General features: G+C 60.9%; 12 protein-coding genes. 7 read left to right on the forward strand and 5 right to left on the reverse strand.

Going from position 1 to position 14,741, the window contains the following annotated elements; genetic code table 11:
• Nucleotides 1-13: 13 nt before the first annotated feature.
• Nucleotides 14-2,239 carry a polyphosphate kinase 1 gene (ppk1, locus tag J3P75_RS01485; RefSeq protein WP_434709083.1) on the forward strand — a complete coding sequence of 742 codons (2,226 nt, stop codon included), beginning with the start codon at nt 14-16 and terminating at the stop codon, nt 2,237-2,239.
• A gap of 232 nt (nt 2,240-2,471) precedes the next feature.
• Here ppk1 and ppx read toward each other — a convergent pair whose 3' ends face one another.
• From ppx to J3P75_RS01510, 5 genes are all read right to left on the reverse strand, one after another.
• Nucleotides 2,472-3,974, reverse strand: a complete 1,503-nt coding sequence (gene ppx / locus J3P75_RS01490) for an exopolyphosphatase (RefSeq protein WP_434709084.1) — start codon at nt 3,972-3,974, stop codon at nt 2,472-2,474.
• A 248-nt stretch (nt 3,975-4,222) separates the two neighbouring features.
• Nucleotides 4,223-4,960 (reverse strand): amino acid ABC transporter ATP-binding protein, encoded by a 738-nt coding sequence (locus J3P75_RS01495; protein WP_434709085.1) that lies wholly within the window; start codon nt 4,958-4,960, stop codon nt 4,223-4,225.
• The gene (locus tag J3P75_RS01500; RefSeq protein ID WP_090287373.1) at nt 4,947-5,597 is read right to left on the reverse strand and encodes an amino acid ABC transporter permease; all 651 of its coding nucleotides are present in this window, start codon (nt 5,595-5,597) and stop codon (nt 4,947-4,949) included. The genes J3P75_RS01495 and J3P75_RS01500 overlap by 14 nt, the downstream gene beginning before the upstream one ends.
• Nucleotides 5,594-6,262, reverse strand: a complete 669-nt coding sequence (locus tag J3P75_RS01505) for an amino acid ABC transporter permease (protein WP_090287369.1) — start codon at nt 6,260-6,262, stop codon at nt 5,594-5,596. Before J3P75_RS01505 ends, J3P75_RS01500 begins: the two co-directional genes overlap by 4 nt.
• A gap of 21 nt (nt 6,263-6,283) precedes the next feature.
• On the reverse strand, nt 6,284-7,069 hold the full coding sequence (locus J3P75_RS01510) for a transporter substrate-binding domain-containing protein (RefSeq protein WP_434709086.1): 786 nt from the start codon (nt 7,067-7,069) through the stop codon (nt 6,284-6,286).
• Nucleotides 7,070-7,326: 257 nt separating this feature from the next.
• Between J3P75_RS01510 and J3P75_RS01515 the strand changes: the two genes are divergently transcribed.
• From J3P75_RS01515 to J3P75_RS01540, 6 genes are all read left to right on the forward strand, one after another.
• Nucleotides 7,327-8,034 carry a FadR/GntR family transcriptional regulator gene (locus J3P75_RS01515; protein ID WP_434709087.1) on the forward strand — a complete coding sequence of 236 codons (708 nt, stop codon included), beginning with the start codon at nt 7,327-7,329 and terminating at the stop codon, nt 8,032-8,034.
• Between the two features lie 120 nt (nt 8,035-8,154).
• A complete protein-coding gene (gene trxA / locus J3P75_RS01520) occupies nt 8,155-8,484 on the forward strand; it encodes a thioredoxin TrxA (RefSeq protein WP_003206727.1) in 330 nt (109 codons plus the stop codon).
• A gap of 247 nt (nt 8,485-8,731) precedes the next feature.
• Nucleotides 8,732-9,991 carry a transcription termination factor Rho gene (rho, locus tag J3P75_RS01525; RefSeq protein ID WP_003229334.1) on the forward strand — a complete coding sequence of 420 codons (1,260 nt, stop codon included), beginning with the start codon at nt 8,732-8,734 and terminating at the stop codon, nt 9,989-9,991.
• A 140-nt stretch (nt 9,992-10,131) separates the two neighbouring features.
• Nucleotides 10,132-12,093: an acyltransferase family protein gene (locus J3P75_RS01530; RefSeq protein ID WP_434709088.1), complete on the forward strand. Its 1,962-nt coding sequence runs from the start codon at nt 10,132-10,134 to the stop codon at nt 12,091-12,093.
• Nucleotides 12,094-12,173: 80 nt separating this feature from the next.
• Nucleotides 12,174-13,640, forward strand: coding sequence for a 4-hydroxy-3-polyprenylbenzoate decarboxylase (gene ubiD, locus J3P75_RS01535; RefSeq protein WP_008081413.1), 1,467 nt, complete (start codon nt 12,174-12,176; stop codon nt 13,638-13,640).
• A complete protein-coding gene (locus tag J3P75_RS01540) occupies nt 13,640-14,608 on the forward strand; it encodes a CDP-6-deoxy-delta-3,4-glucoseen reductase (protein ID WP_434709089.1) in 969 nt (322 codons plus the stop codon). Before ubiD ends, J3P75_RS01540 begins: the two co-directional genes overlap by 1 nt.
• Nucleotides 14,609-14,741: the final 133 nt, after the last annotated feature.

Below are 14,741 nucleotides of genomic sequence, written 5' to 3' on the forward strand. Positions count from 1 at the left end.
CCAGGAACATGCGATGAATACCGAAGGACTCACTGAAGTTGCCGTAAAAGAAGCTCAGCCGGTGGTCGAGCAGATCGCCGAGACCCCGCCGGAACTCGAGCCAGCGCCACCTGCGCCGGTCGCCGAACCCGCCGCGGCGGTGCCGGCGATCGCCATTCCCGGTCTGGATGACAGCAGCCTGTACATCCACCGCGAGCTCTCGCAACTGCAATTCAACATCCGCGTGCTGGAACAGGCGCTGGACGAGTCCTACCCGTTGCTGGAGCGGCTGAAGTTTCTATTGATCTTCTCCAGCAACCTCGACGAATTCTTCGAAATCCGCGTCGCCGGGCTGAAAAAGCAGATCACCTTCGCCCGTGAACAGGCCGGCGCCGATGGCCTGCAGCCACATCAGGCGCTGGCGCGGATCAGCGAGCTGGTCCACGGTCATGTGGACCGCCAGTACGCGATCCTCAACGACATCCTGCTGCCGGAGCTGGAAAAGCATCAGGTGCGCTTCATCCGTCGGCGTAACTGGACCACCAAGCTCAAAACCTGGGTGCGCCGTTACTTCCGCGACGAGATCGCGCCGATCATCACCCCGATCGGCCTCGATCCGACGCACCCGTTCCCGTTGCTGGTGAACAAGAGCCTGAACTTCATCGTCGAGCTCGAAGGTATCGACGCCTTCGGTCGCGACTCCGGCCTGGCGATCATCCCGGCGCCGCGCCTGCTGCCACGGATCATCAAGGTGCCGGAAGAAGTCGGCGGCGCTGGCGACAACTACGTGTTCCTGTCATCGATGATCCACGCCCACGCCGATGACCTGTTCCAGGGCATGAAGGTAAAAGGCTGCTACCAGTTCCGCCTGACCCGAAACGCCGACCTGGCGCTCGATTCCGAAGACGTCGAAGACCTGGCCCGCGCGCTGCGCGGCGAGCTGTTCTCGCGGCGTTACGGCGACGCGGTGCGTCTGGAAGTTGCCGACACTTGCCCGAAACACCTTTCTGACTACCTGCTCAAGCAGTTCAACCTGAGCGAGACCGAGTTGTATCAGGTCAACGGCCCGGTCAACCTGACGCGGCTGTTCAGCATCACCGGTCTCGACAGCCACCCGGAACTGCAATACACGCCGTTCACCCCGCAGATTCCGAAACTGCTGCAGAACAGCGAAAACATTTTCAGCGTGGTCAGCAAGCAGGACATCCTCCTGCTGCACCCGTTCGAGTCGTTCACGCCGGTGGTCGATTTGCTGCGTCAGGCGGCGAAAGACCCGCATGTGCTCGCCGTACGCCAGACGCTGTACCGCTCCGGGGCTAACTCAGAGATCGTCGATGCGCTGGTCGACGCCGCGCGTAACGGCAAGGAAGTCACCGCGGTGATCGAACTGCGTGCGCGGTTTGACGAAGAGTCCAACCTGCAACTGGCCAGCCGTCTGCAAGCGGCCGGTGCGGTGGTGATCTACGGTGTGGTCGGCTTCAAGACCCACGCCAAGATGATGCTGATCCTGCGTCGTGAGGCCGGCGAGATTGTGCGTTACGCGCACCTCGGCACCGGTAACTACCACGCCGGCAACGCTCGTCTGTACACCGACTACAGCCTGCTGACCTCCGACGACGCCTTGTGCGAAGACGTCGGAAAACTGTTCAGTCAGTTGATCGGCATGGGTAAGACCCTGCGCATGAAAAAGCTTCTGCATGCGCCGTTCACCCTGAAGAAAGGCATGCTCGACATGATCGCCCGCGAGACGCAATTTGCCCTCGACGGCAAACCCGCGCACATCATCGCCAAGTTCAACTCGCTGACCGATCCGAAGATCATCCGCGCGCTGTACAAGGCCAGCCAGTCGGGCGTGCGCATCGATCTGGTGGTGCGCGGCATGTGCTGCCTGCGGCCAGGCATCGCCGGGGTTTCGCACAACATCCATGTGCGCTCGATCATCGGCCGCTTCCTCGAGCACACGCGGGTGTTCTACTTCCTTAATGGCGGCGATGAACAGATGTTCCTCTCTAGCGCCGACTGGATGGAGCGCAACCTCGACAAGCGCGTCGAGACTTGCTTCCCGGTGGAAGGCAAAAAGCTGCTGACCCGCGTGAAGAAAGAGCTGGAGCTGTATTTGACCGACAATACCCACAGCTGGAGCTTGCAGTCGGACGGCCGCTACATCCGCAACACGCCGACCGGCAACCAGAACCCGCGCAGTGCGCAGGCGACGCTGCTGGAACGACTGGGTAGCCCCATCCTTCCGGTAAGCAGCTAAAAGCCCCTCACCCTAGCCCTCTCCCAGAGGGAGAGGGGACTGACCGAGGTGTCTTGCGTTATACGCTGACCTGGGATTTCAAGTCGAACCTGAAATTTGAAGCCGGTGGAGATCGGCTCCCTCTCCCTCTGGGAGAGGGCTGGGGTGAGGGGAAGGTTCACCTCAGCTCTCAAGCCGAGCCCAATAAAAAAGGCGATCCCAACGGATCGCCTTTTTTGCATCTGCCCGCTAATCAGTGAACCGTCAGCACAATCCCCACCCGCGTCAGCCACTCCGCCTCAAGCCCGAAATCCGCCTGGGTCAGCTGATTTTCATCCAGCCAGTTCTCCGGGAATTCCACCTCGAGGCTGTCGCCATTGGCATGCAGCACCACCTGCGGCATCGCCTGTGTGCCGCGAATATGGTGGAACAGAATGGCAAAGCGCAGCAGCACGCACAGGCGAATCAGCTTGATGCCGTCATCGCCGAATTCGGCGAACTTGTCCTTGGGAATATTGCGCCGATGGCCGCGCACCAGCAGCGCGAGCATTTGCTGGTCTTCGCGGGAGAACCCGGCGAGGTCCGAGTGCTCGATCAGGTAGGCGCCATGCTTGTGATAGTGATAGTGCGCGATATCGAGGCCGACTTCGTGGACTTTCGCCGCCCAGCCGAGCAGTTCGCGCCAGATGCCGTCGTCCAGCTCCCAGTCTGCCGCGACCTGATCGAACGCGTGCAAGGCTTTGCGCTCGACCCGCGCCGCTTGTTCGAGGTCGACATGGTAGCGTTCCATCAGCGAGGTCAGGGTGCGCTCGCGCACGTCTTCGTGGTGATGGCGGCCGAGCAGGTCATAGAGCACGCCTTCGCGCAGTGCGCCTTCGCAGTGATCCATGCGTTGCAGTTCGAGGGCATCGAAGATCGCTTCGAGAATCGCCAGACCCGCCGGGAAAATCGCGCGGCGGTCGGGTTTGATGCCTTCGAAATCGATCTTGTCGACATCGCCAAGCTTGAACAGCCGGCGCTTGAGCCAGGCCAGGCCTTCGGCGTTGACTTCGCCGGTGCCGTGGCCGCCGGCCTTCAGCGCCAGGCCGATGGCGCGGATGGTGCCCGAGGAGCCGATTGCTTCATCCCAGGTCAGGCGGTGCAGGGCGTGCTCGATGCTCATGATCTCCAGCCGCGCCGCGGTGTACGCCTGGGCGTAGCGGGCCGGGGTGATCTTGCCGTCCTTGAAATAGCGCTGGGTGAAGCTCACGCAGCCCATCTGCAGGCTTTCGCGCAGCAGCGGTTCGAAGCGCTGGCCAATGATGAATTCGGTACTGCCGCCGCCGATGTCGGCGACCAGACGTTTGCCCGGCGTATCGGCGAGGGTGTGTGACACGCCCAGGTAGATCAGGCGCGCTTCTTCACGACCGGAGATGACTTCCACCGGATGGCCGAGGATTTCTTCGGCGCGGTGGATGAAATCGATCCGGTTGCGTGCTTCGCGCAGGGCGTTGGTGCCGACGATGCGCACGGCGCCCAGCGGCATGCCGTTGATCAGTTGGGCGAAGCGCTTGAGGCAGTCGAGACCGCGCTGCATCGATTCTTCGTTGAGCTGGCGCGCATCGTCGATGCCGGCGGCCAGTTGCACCTTTTCGCCGAGACGCTCGAGAATGCGGATCTCGCCGTTCTGGGCCTTGGCCACGACCATGTGAAAGCTGTTGGAGCCCAGGTCGATTGCGGCGATCAGGGACAGATTCTTGGCTTGGGATTGCGGCATGATCAGGGAGTCTCGGTCGATAACCCCGCCATCGTGCCACGATCACACGCTGACGCCAACGCGCACGGTTCAAACCGTTGATCCTGCGCAGAAAGACCGGTGACCGCTGCGCGGTCAATCGCTAGCAGGGCTAGCTCCCACAGGTAAATGCGTACCGCTTGGGGTTTTCTTTGATCCCCGATTGGAATGCATTCCCCTGTGGGAGCCAGCCTGCTGGCGATGAGGGCCTTGAAGGCGCTCGAGGGGCTTCAGGCTGTAGCTTCGACAGTGCCGATGAAATTCGCCAGCTCCGCCGTCTGCGGGTTGGCAAACAACACCTTCGGATCGCCCACTTCATGCACTTTGCCGTGGTGCATGAACACCAGTTTGTCGCCCACTTCGCGGGCGAAGCGCATTTCGTGGGTGACCATGATCAGGGTCATGCCTTCTTTAGCGAGTTGCCGGACCACGGCGAGCACTTCGTTGACCAGTTCCGGGTCGAGCGCCGAGGTGATCTCGTCGCACAGCAACACCTTTGGCGACATCGCCAAGGCCCGGGCGATCGCCACCCGCTGCTGCTGGCCGCCGGACAGCCGATCCGGGAAGGCATCGAATTTCTCGCCCAGACCGACCCGCTCGAGCATCCCGCGCGCCAGTTCGGCCGCTTTGGCCTTCGGCACTTTCTGCACCACTTGCGGGGCGAGCATGACGTTTTCGCCCACGGTCAGGTGCGGGAACAGGTTGAACTGCTGAAACACCATGCCGACTTTCTGCCGCAGGCTGCGCAGGTCGGCGCGGGCGGCGTCGAGGTATTCGCCATCGACTTCGATCACCCCGTCGTTGATCGACTCCAGCCCATTGAGCGTGCGCAACAGGGTCGATTTGCCCGAGCCGCTGCGGCCGATGATCGCCACCACCTGGCCCTCCTCGACGCTGAGGTCGATGCCTTTGAGCACATGATGGTCGCCGTAATACTTATGCAGGGCGGAAATTCTAAGCAGAGGCATGCAGTCTCCTTTCCAGATAGCGCGCACTGAGCGACAAGGGGTAGCAGAGGAGGAAATAGCCGAGAGCGACGAGGCCGTAGACCATGAACGGTTCGAATGTGGCATTGGCGAGCATGCCGCCGGTCTTGGTCAGCTCGGTGAAGCCGATGATCGAGGTCACCGCGGTGCCTTTGACCACCTGCACCGAAAAACCCACGGTCGGTGCCACGGCGATGCGCAGCGCCTGCGGCAGGATCACGTAACGCAATTGCTCCAGCGGATTGAGGGCCAGGCTCGCCGAGGCCTCCCATTGGCCGTTGGGGATCGACTCGACGCAACCGCGCCAGATCTCCGCCAGATAGGCACTGGTGAACAAGGTCAGGGCAATCGCGGCGGCCATCCACGGCGAGATTTCGACCCCGGCCAGCGCCACGCCGAAAAACACCAGAAACAGCTGCATCAACAGTGGCGTGCCCTGAAACAGCTCGATCCAGGTGCGGGCGATACTGCTTGGCAACGAGTTTTTCGAGATGCGCATGATCAGGATCAGCAGCCCGACGATGCCGCCGCCAATGAACGCCACCAGCGACAGCGCCAGCGTCCATTGCAGGCCGGTGAGCAGATTGCGCAGGATGTCCCAGAAGGTGAAGTCGCTCATGCGCGGCTCCTGCTGATATAGCGCCGGCCGATCCAGTTGAGCAGTTGGCGGATCAACAGCGCCATGCACAGGTAGATCAGCGTGGTCAGCGCGTAGGTTTCAAAGGCGCGAAAGTTGCGCGACTGAATGAAGTTGGCGGCGAAGCTCAGCTCTTCGGTGGCGATCTGCGAACACACCGCCGAACCGAGCATGACGATGATGATCTGGCTGCTCAGCGCCGGCCAGACCTTGCCCAGCGCCGGCAGCAGCACCACATGCCGAAACGCTTCGAAGCGACTCATCGCCAGCGCCGCAGCCGCTTCCAGTTGGCCGCGCGGAATCGCCTGAATGCCGGCGCGGATGATTTCGGTCGAGTAAGCGCCAAGGTTGATCACCATCGCCAGCACGGCAGCCTGCCACTCGGAAATCTGCACGCCGAGCGACGGCAAACCGAAGAAGATGAAAAACAACTGCACCAGAAACGGCGTGTTGCGGATCAACTCGACATAGACGCCGAAGATTGCCGCGAACGGGCGGATATTCCACGCCCGCACCAGCGCGCCGACAATTCCGACGCCGACCCCGAGCACCGCGCCAATGGCGGTCAGCTCAAGGGTAAATAGCGCGCCGCGCAGCAGCAGATCGGTGTTTTCCACCACCGGCAAGAAATCGAACTGATAAGCCATGAAAGTCTCCCGCGCGGTCGATCAGAGATCGGCCGGCAGCGGTTCTTTCAACCAGGTCTGCGCATTCTTTTCCAGCGCGCCGTCAGCCTTGGCGGTGGTGAGGATGTCGTTGACCTTGGCCAGCAGCGCGGCTTCGTTCTTGTTCACGCCGACATACACTGGCGAATCCTTGAGCTTCACTTTCAGCGCGGGTACGCGTTTCGGGTTCTTCTCGCTGATGGCGACCATCACCACGTTGCCGCTGGCGATCAGATCGACTTGCCCTGCGAGGTAGGCGGCGATGGTTGAGTTGTTGTCCTCGAAGCGCTTGATGGTCACGCCTTCGGGGGCGACCTTGCTCAGTTCGATGTCTTCGATGGCGCCACGGGTGACGCTGATGGTTTTGCCTTTGAGGTCATCGAGGCTGCTGATCGCGGCATCTGGCGGACCGAACACGGCGAGGTAGAAGGGGGCGTAGGCGCGGGAGAAGTCGATGACTTTCTCGCGCTCGGGGTTCTTGCCGAGGCTGGAGATCACCAGGTCGACCTTGCCGGTGGTCAGGAACGGAATGCGGTTGGTGCTGTTGACCGGGGTCAGCTCGAGCTTGACCTTGAGCTGGTCGGCCAGCAGTTTCGCGGTGTCGATGTCCAGGCCGCGGGGTTTCATGTCCGGTCCGACTGAGCCGAAGGGCGGGAAGTCCTGGGGCACGGCAACTTTCAGCGTGCCGCGTTTGACCACGTCGTCCAGACCGTCGGCGTGAGCGGGTGTCTGGCACAGCAGCAGGCCGGCAAACAGGGAAGCGAGGAGGGCGCTGTAACGCTGGGTCATGGACAATCTCCGGATCGGCGGGAAGTGATTTCTGCGATCTGACAGAGCATGGGCCGTGCCAAGACTGCGCATTCGTTGCGCCAGGCCACGGTTTCAGCGGCTTCGTTCGGTCTTACTGGTCTGAACAGTCAGGAGGCTTTTCGCACCCCGATGGCGCATCAGCGATGCGCACCGAACCCCACTGGGGCACGACTTGCCGGGCCCGCCGAATAGCTTTACAACTAGCCGCACATTGACCCTGGCGCGTCCGAAAAACCATGAACTCGATTTCCCGTGCGGTACCTGAAGTGGCGCTGCAAGCGATCCGCAAACTGATCACCGAACAGGGCTTCGGCGCCGGCGATGCCTTGCCGTCGCAACGGGATCTGGCCCTGCAACTGGGCGTCAGCCGCGCGTCATTGCGTGAAGCGCTGTCCTCGCTGAGTGCGCTGGGCGTGGTCAGTATTCAGCCGGGCAAAGGGGTGTTCGTGCAGGCGCCGGTGGAACTGGCCAATGGCGACAGCGCACCGGGCTGGGCCTTTGCGGCGCAGGCCTCGCCGCTGGATATCTTTCAGTTGCGCTATGCGCTGGAAGGGTTTGCCGCGGGGTTGGCGGCGGTGACGCTGAGCACGTTCGATCTGGATGCGCTCGAGGACAACGTTGCGGCGATGCGGGAGCAATTGCGCGCCGGGGATTTCGAGGCAGCCGCAAAACTCGACTTCGAATTTCACCGGAGCATCCTGCTGGCCAGCGGCAATCAGGCGATGCTGAGCATTCTCACCGCCAGCGCCGAGATCTTTCTCGAGAGCCAGAAATTACCGTTCATCCGCGCCGAACGGGCCATGGAAACCTGGCAGGAACACCGCAAGATCCTCCGCGCCCTGGCCCGCCGCGCATCAGCCGCGGCGCAAAAAGCCATGCAGGAACATGTGCGCAACGCGGCCCTGCGCACTGGAATCGCGTTCATCGCCCCCGCCGCCGGCTGACTTGAACCATACCCAAACTCATCAGTCACCATAGCAAGACTCAATCAACTGCAGCTTCCTGAACACGGGAAGGGCGGCTATGATGGGCCACGTTTTTTTGCTTACAACCTGGAGAATTCCATGAGCAGCGATCTGATCAAACACGTTAGCGACGCTAGCTTCGAAGCCGACGTACTCAAGGCCGAAGGCGCTGTCCTGGTCGACTACTGGGCTGAATGGTGCGGCCCTTGCAAAATGATCGCACCGGTTCTGGACGAGATTGCCGAGACCTACAAGGGCAAGCTGACCGTCGCCAAACTGAACATCGACGAAAACCAGGAAACCCCGGCCAAGCACGGCGTGCGTGGTATCCCGACGCTGATGCTGTTCAAGAACGGCAACGTTGAAGCGACCAAGGTCGGCGCCCTGTCGAAGTCGCAGTTGGCGGCTTTCCTCGACGCCAACATCTAAGCGTCGCGGTAAAACGTTGAAAAAAAGCCCCGCAAATCGCGGGGCTTTTTGCATATTCAGGGCTAGACGCTCCGAAACTCAGGTGGTACATTCGGCCCCGCACTGGTTTCTCCACTGCCCCCTGCTAGCCGTCGCCGACGCACTCCTTTTCGAATTAGTTCGCGATCCTGTCGCCTTCTCCGCGGCGCGGCCTCATTAAGCCAAAAGCTTAATTTCCCCCCTCCATAAATGATTACGTCATTCCTATATGAATCTGACTGAACTCAAGCAAAAGCCGATTACCGAACTGCTCGAATTAGCCGAACAGATGGGCATAGAAAATATGGCCCGTTCGCGCAAGCAGGACGTGATTTTCTCCCTGCTGAAAAAACACGCGAAAAGCGGCGAGGAAATCTCCGGTGATGGCGTGCTGGAGATTCTCCAGGACGGCTTCGGCTTCCTGCGCTCCGCAGACGCTTCCTACCTGGCCGGCCCGGACGATATCTACGTCTCGCCGAGCCAGATCCGCCGCTTCAACTTGCGCACCGGTGACACCATCGTTGGCAAGATCCGCCCTCCGAAGGAAGGCGAGCGGTATTTCGCACTGCTCAAGGTCGACACGATCAACTTCGATCGTCCGGAGAACGCGAAAAACAAGATTCTCTTCGAGAACCTGACCCCGCTGTTCCCGACCGTGCGCATGAAGATGGAAGCCGGTAACGGTTCCACCGAAGACCTGACCGGTCGGGTGATCGACCTGTGTGCGCCGATCGGCAAAGGCCAGCGTGGTCTGATCGTTGCACCGCCGAAAGCCGGCAAGACGATCATGCTGCAGAACATCGCGGCGAACATCGCGCGTAACAACCCTGAAGTGCACCTGATCGTGCTGCTGATCGACGAACGTCCGGAAGAAGTGACCGAAATGCAGCGCACCGTGCGCGGCGAAGTGGTTGCCTCGACGTTCGACGAGCCGCCGACCCGTCACGTCCAGGTTGCCGAAATGGTGATCGAGAAGGCCAAGCGCCTGGTCGAACACAAGAAAGACGTGGTGATCCTGCTCGACTCCATCACCCGTCTGGCCCGCGCCTACAACACCGTGATCCCGAGCTCCGGCAAGGTCCTGACCGGTGGTGTCGATGCCCACGCCCTGGAGAAGCCGAAGCGTTTCTTTGGTGCTGCGCGTAACATCGAAGAAGGCGGCTCGCTGACCATTATCGCCACCGCGCTGGTTGAAACCGGCTCGAAGATGGACGAAGTGATCTACGAAGAGTTCAAGGGTACCGGCAACATGGAACTGCCGCTGGATCGCAAGATCGCCGAAAAGCGTGTATTCCCGGCAATCAACATCAACCGCTCCGGCACCCGCCGCGAAGAGTTGCTGACCGCCGACGACGAACTGCAGCGCATGTGGATCCTGCGCAAGCTGCTGCACCCGATGGACGAAGTCGCTGCCATCGAATTCCTGGTCGACAAGCTGAAAACGACCAAGACCAACGACGAGTTCTTCTTGTCGATGAAGCGCAAGTAACACGCAAGCCGTTGAAAAGAGCGCTCCGCAAGGGGCGCTTTTTTTTTGCCTGTGGTTTATTTGTATCTGGATTGAAATTTGCCCGACTGATAAGTTCGCGCCTTCAAGGGACTTTGTATCCAGAACAGGTAAGGTTTTTCATGCACACGTTTGGCAATCGCCGTGATATCGACGGTTTACGCGCACTCGCGGTTCTTCCCGTTGTGCTGTTTCATTTCGGATTCAGTACATTCAGCGGCGGCTTTGTCGGCGTCGACGTTTTTTTCGTCATCTCCGGTTTTCTGATCACCTCGATCCTGTTTCGCGAGATCAGCGCCCAGCGCTTCAGCTTCCTCGATTTCTGGGGCCGTCGCGCCCGACGTATCCTGCCGGCATTGACTGTGGTCGTGGTGGTGACGCTGGCGCTGGGCTGGTTGTTGCTGACGGCCAAGGACTTGTCCGATCTGGGGCGGACAATTCGTTACCAGTCGCTGTTCATTTCCAACATCCTGTTCATGCGCGAGGACGGCTACTTCGAACCGGCCTCCGATCTCAAACCCTTATTGCATACCTGGTCGCTGGCCGTTGAAGAGCAGTACTACATCTTCTTTCCGCTGATGATGGTGCTGTTGATGCGCTATGTCCGGCATTGGCGCTGGATGCTGTTCGCCGTGCTGCTGGTGTCGTTCGGGCTGAACATCGTCTACATCGAGCGGCGCCCGGAATTCGCCTTTTTCTCCCTGCCGACCCGCGCCTGGGAATTGCTCTGCGGCGCCATGCTCGCGGTGCTGCCGGCAGCAAAACATGCGCCGCGGCTCTGGGTCCGGCAGACGGTCGGCCTGGCGGGACTGGCGGCGGTGCTGCTGGCGGTCTTCACCTTTGACAAGTCCACGCTGTTCCCGGGCTGGGCCGCCTTGCTGCCGGTGCTTGGTACGACGGCATTGATCTGGTCGGGCGCGCGCGGTCCGACACTGGCCGGCCAGTTGCTGAGCCTGCGGCCGATGGTGTGGATCGGTCTGCTGTCGTACTCGTTGTATTTGTGGCACTGGCCGATTTACGTATATGCCAACGCGATCTCAATCGATGGCATCCAGCCGCTCGAAGCACTTGGCTGGATCGCCCTCGCCGTGGCACTGGCGTGGCTGAGCCTGCGCTATGTCGAATTGCCGTTTCGCGAGAAGCGTGTGTTCGCCAGCCGTAACTCGGTGCTGGTCGGTGGCCTGGTTTCCATCGCCGCCCTGGCGGTAGTTGGCTCGGCCATTCGTTCGGCGGACGGCGTGCCGCAGCGTCTGAGCGGCAAGGCACTTGAGTATGCGCAGTCCCAGGAATGGAACGCCGGTCAAATGAAGTGCATGCACATGAGCAAGGACAAGACTCTGGACAAGGCTTGTCGCGTGGGCGGTGACCAGCAGATCGCGCCGACCAAGATGTTCTGGGGCGACAGTCACACCGCCGCGCTGCTGCCGGCCATTGAAGGCAACAGCCAGCGTGACGGTCAGCCCGTTTGGCTGTACAGCCTGACCGGGTGCCCACCGATCATTGACGACGCCTTGCGTGCACAGTGCAAGCAGTTCAACCAGCGCAACATGCAACGGGTCCGCGATCTGGGCATCAAGGATGTGGTACTGGCGGCGAACTGGAGTCTGTACGTCTACGGGCGTGAGGACGGCGACGGCGACAAGCAGTTCCTGCTCGATCCTTCGCGCAATGTGGCGCAATCGGAGCAACGCATGGCGGCGGCGATCAAGGCGCAAGTCAGCGAACTGCGTGAGGCGGGAGTGCAGGTCTGGCTGTTCAAGGAAGTGCCCTTGCAGCACAAGAGTTACATCAGCCGCCTGACCAGCCTGGCGCGCATCGGCCGCTCGGCCGAAGGGCTCGGTCGCCCGCTAAGCGAGCATCTGGCGCGGCAGCAGTTTTTCACCGGTTTGTTCGGCTCGATGAGCGCTGCCGATTCCGGCGTGCATGTCATCGACCCGACGCCGCTGATGTGCAAGGGCGGTCTGTGCATGATCGATGTCGACGGCCATTCGCAGTACAAGGATGCCGATCATCTTTCCGACGCTGGCAGCGCGCGTTTGAGCCCTTTGTTTGCGCCGATGTTGCTGGGCACCAGGCGCCATTGAGCGATGCCGGGCACTGACGGGCTGCTGTTTGCCCGTCAGAGCAGGTAGGATGTACGCCTATTTTGAGGGTGCCATCGTCAATGAAATTCAAGGATCTTCGGGATTTCGTGCAGCAGCTTGAGCAGCGCGGAGAGTTGAAACGCATCCAGATTCCCGTCTCGCCGGTGCTGGAGATGACTGAGGTGTGCGACCGCACGCTGCGGGCCAAGGGCCCGGCGCTGCTGTTCGAAAAGCCTACCGGCTACGACATTCCGGTGCTCGGCAACCTGTTCGGCACCCCTGAGCGGGTAGCCATGGGCATGGGCGCCGAGTCGGTCAGCGAGCTGCGCGAGATCGGCAAGCTGCTGGCCTTCCTCAAGGAGCCGGAGCCGCCGAAGGGCTTGAAGGACGCGTGGTCGAAACTGCCGATTTTCCGCAAGATCATCTCGATGGCGCCGAAAGTCGTCAAAGACGCGGTGTGCCAGGAAGTGGTCATCGAAGGCGATGATGTCGATCTGGCGATGCTGCCGGTGCAGACCTGCTGGCCCGGCGACGTCGGCCCGCTGATCACCTGGGGCCTGACCGTTACCAAAGGCCCGAACAAGGAACGCCAGAACCTCGGTATTTATCGTCAGCAAGTGATCGGCCGCAACAAGGTGATCATGCGCTGGCTCAGCCACCGTGGCGGCGCTCTCGATTTCCGCGAATGGTGCGAGAAGCATCCGGGCCAGCCGTTCCCGGTGTCCGTGGCCCTTGGCGCCGACCCGGCAACCATTCTCGGCGCAGTGACGCCGGTGCCGGACAGCCTTTCCGAATACGCTTTCGCCGGACTGTTGCGCGGTAACCGCACCGAACTGGTCAAATGCCGTGGCAACGACCTGCAAGTGCCGGCCACCGCCGAGATCATCCTTGAAGGCGTAATCCATCCGGGCGAAATGGCCGATGAAGGTCCATATGGCGATCACACCGGTTACTACAACGAAGTCGACAGCTTTCCGGTGTTCACGGTCGAACGCATTACCCACCGGATCAAGCCGATCTACCACAGCACCTACACCGGCCGTCCGCCGGATGAGCCGGCGATCCTTGGCGTGGCGCTGAACGAAGTGTTCGTGCCGATCCTGCAGAAGCAGTTCCCGGAGATCACCGACTTCTACCTGCCGCCCGAAGGCTGCTCGTACCGCATGGCCATCGTAACCATGAAAAAGTCGTATCCGGGGCATGCCAAGCGCGTGATGCTCGGTGTCTGGTCGTTTTTGCGACAGTTCATGTACACCAAGTTCGTTATCGTCACCGACGACGATATCAACGCCCGTGACTGGAACGATGTGATCTGGGCCATCACCACGCGCATGGACCCCAAGCGCGACACGGTGATGATCGATAACACCCCGATCGACTATCTGGATTTCGCCTCGCCGATTTCCGGCCTGGGCTCGAAGATGGGCCTGGATGCCACTCACAAGTGGCCGGGCGAAACCACCCGCGAGTGGGGCCGCGTGATCGTCAAGGACGACGCCGTGACTCAACGGATCGATGCCATCTGGAATCAGTTAGGAATAGATTGATGCGTGTAACCCTGCAGCCTTCCGGAGCAGTGCTCGAGATACAGCCCGGTGAGCGGATTCTCGACGGCGCGCGACGCCTGGGCTTTGATTGCCCGCAAAGCTGCCGCAACGGTAACTGCCACGTGTGTGCGGCGCTGCTGGTCGAAGGTCGCGTCGAGCAGAACGGCCAGGTCCATGATCATGGCGAGTTCTACACCTGCATCGCCGAGCCGCTGGAAGATTGCGTGCTGCTCTGGGATGGCGTCCTTGCGCTGGGCGAGTTGCCGGTGCGCAGCCTGTCGTGCCAGGTCATCGAATGCCGCGAAGTCGGCGGCGACACCTGGCGTGTGCGTCTGCGTGCGCCGGCCGGCAAGCCGCCACGCTATCACGCCGGGCAGTATTTGATGATCGAGCGCGAGAACGGCGAGAAATCGGCGTTCTCCATGGCCTCTGCGCCGCACGGCGGGCGTGATCTGGAAATCCATGTGCTGGCGCGCGAAGCCAGTGCACTGAGCCTGATCGAGCAGCTGCAACGCAACCCGATGGTGCGCGTCGAGTTGCCGTTCGGCGACACCCATCTGGCTGAACTGCCTGACGGCCCGTTGGTACTGGTCGCCGCCGGCACCGGCATGGGCCAGATTCATAGCCTGATCGAGCACTGCCGCGCCAATGGCTTCAAGCACCCGGTGCATCTGTATTGGGGCGTGCGTCGACCGGAAGATTTCTACCAGATCGAACATTGGGACGAATGGTTGAAACTGCCCAACCTGTTCCTGCACAAGGTCGTCAGCGATCAGTGCGGCTGGGAGGGGCGCTGCGGGATGCTGCACGAAGCGGTTTGCGAAGACTTTGTGGATCTCAAGCCTTTGCACGTCTACGCCAGCGGTTCACCGGCCATGGTTTACGGCACCTTGGACGCGCTGGTCGAGGCGGGGATGGATGCCCATCAAATGCGCGCTGACGTATTCGCTTATGCACCGCGTTCCTGAATTCATATAACTTCGTATATAGCCGATCGGTATTTATGTAATTGAATGAATATCGGTAGGTTATATCCATCAGGCCGTCAAATAATCTTTGTGCCATGGCACTTAATTTGCCTGAAAACATATGTGCCTTATT

Source organism: Pseudomonas sp. R1-1 (genome assembly GCF_051132135.1).
In the GTDB taxonomy this organism is placed as follows: Bacteria; Pseudomonadota; Gammaproteobacteria; order Pseudomonadales; family Pseudomonadaceae; genus Aquipseudomonas.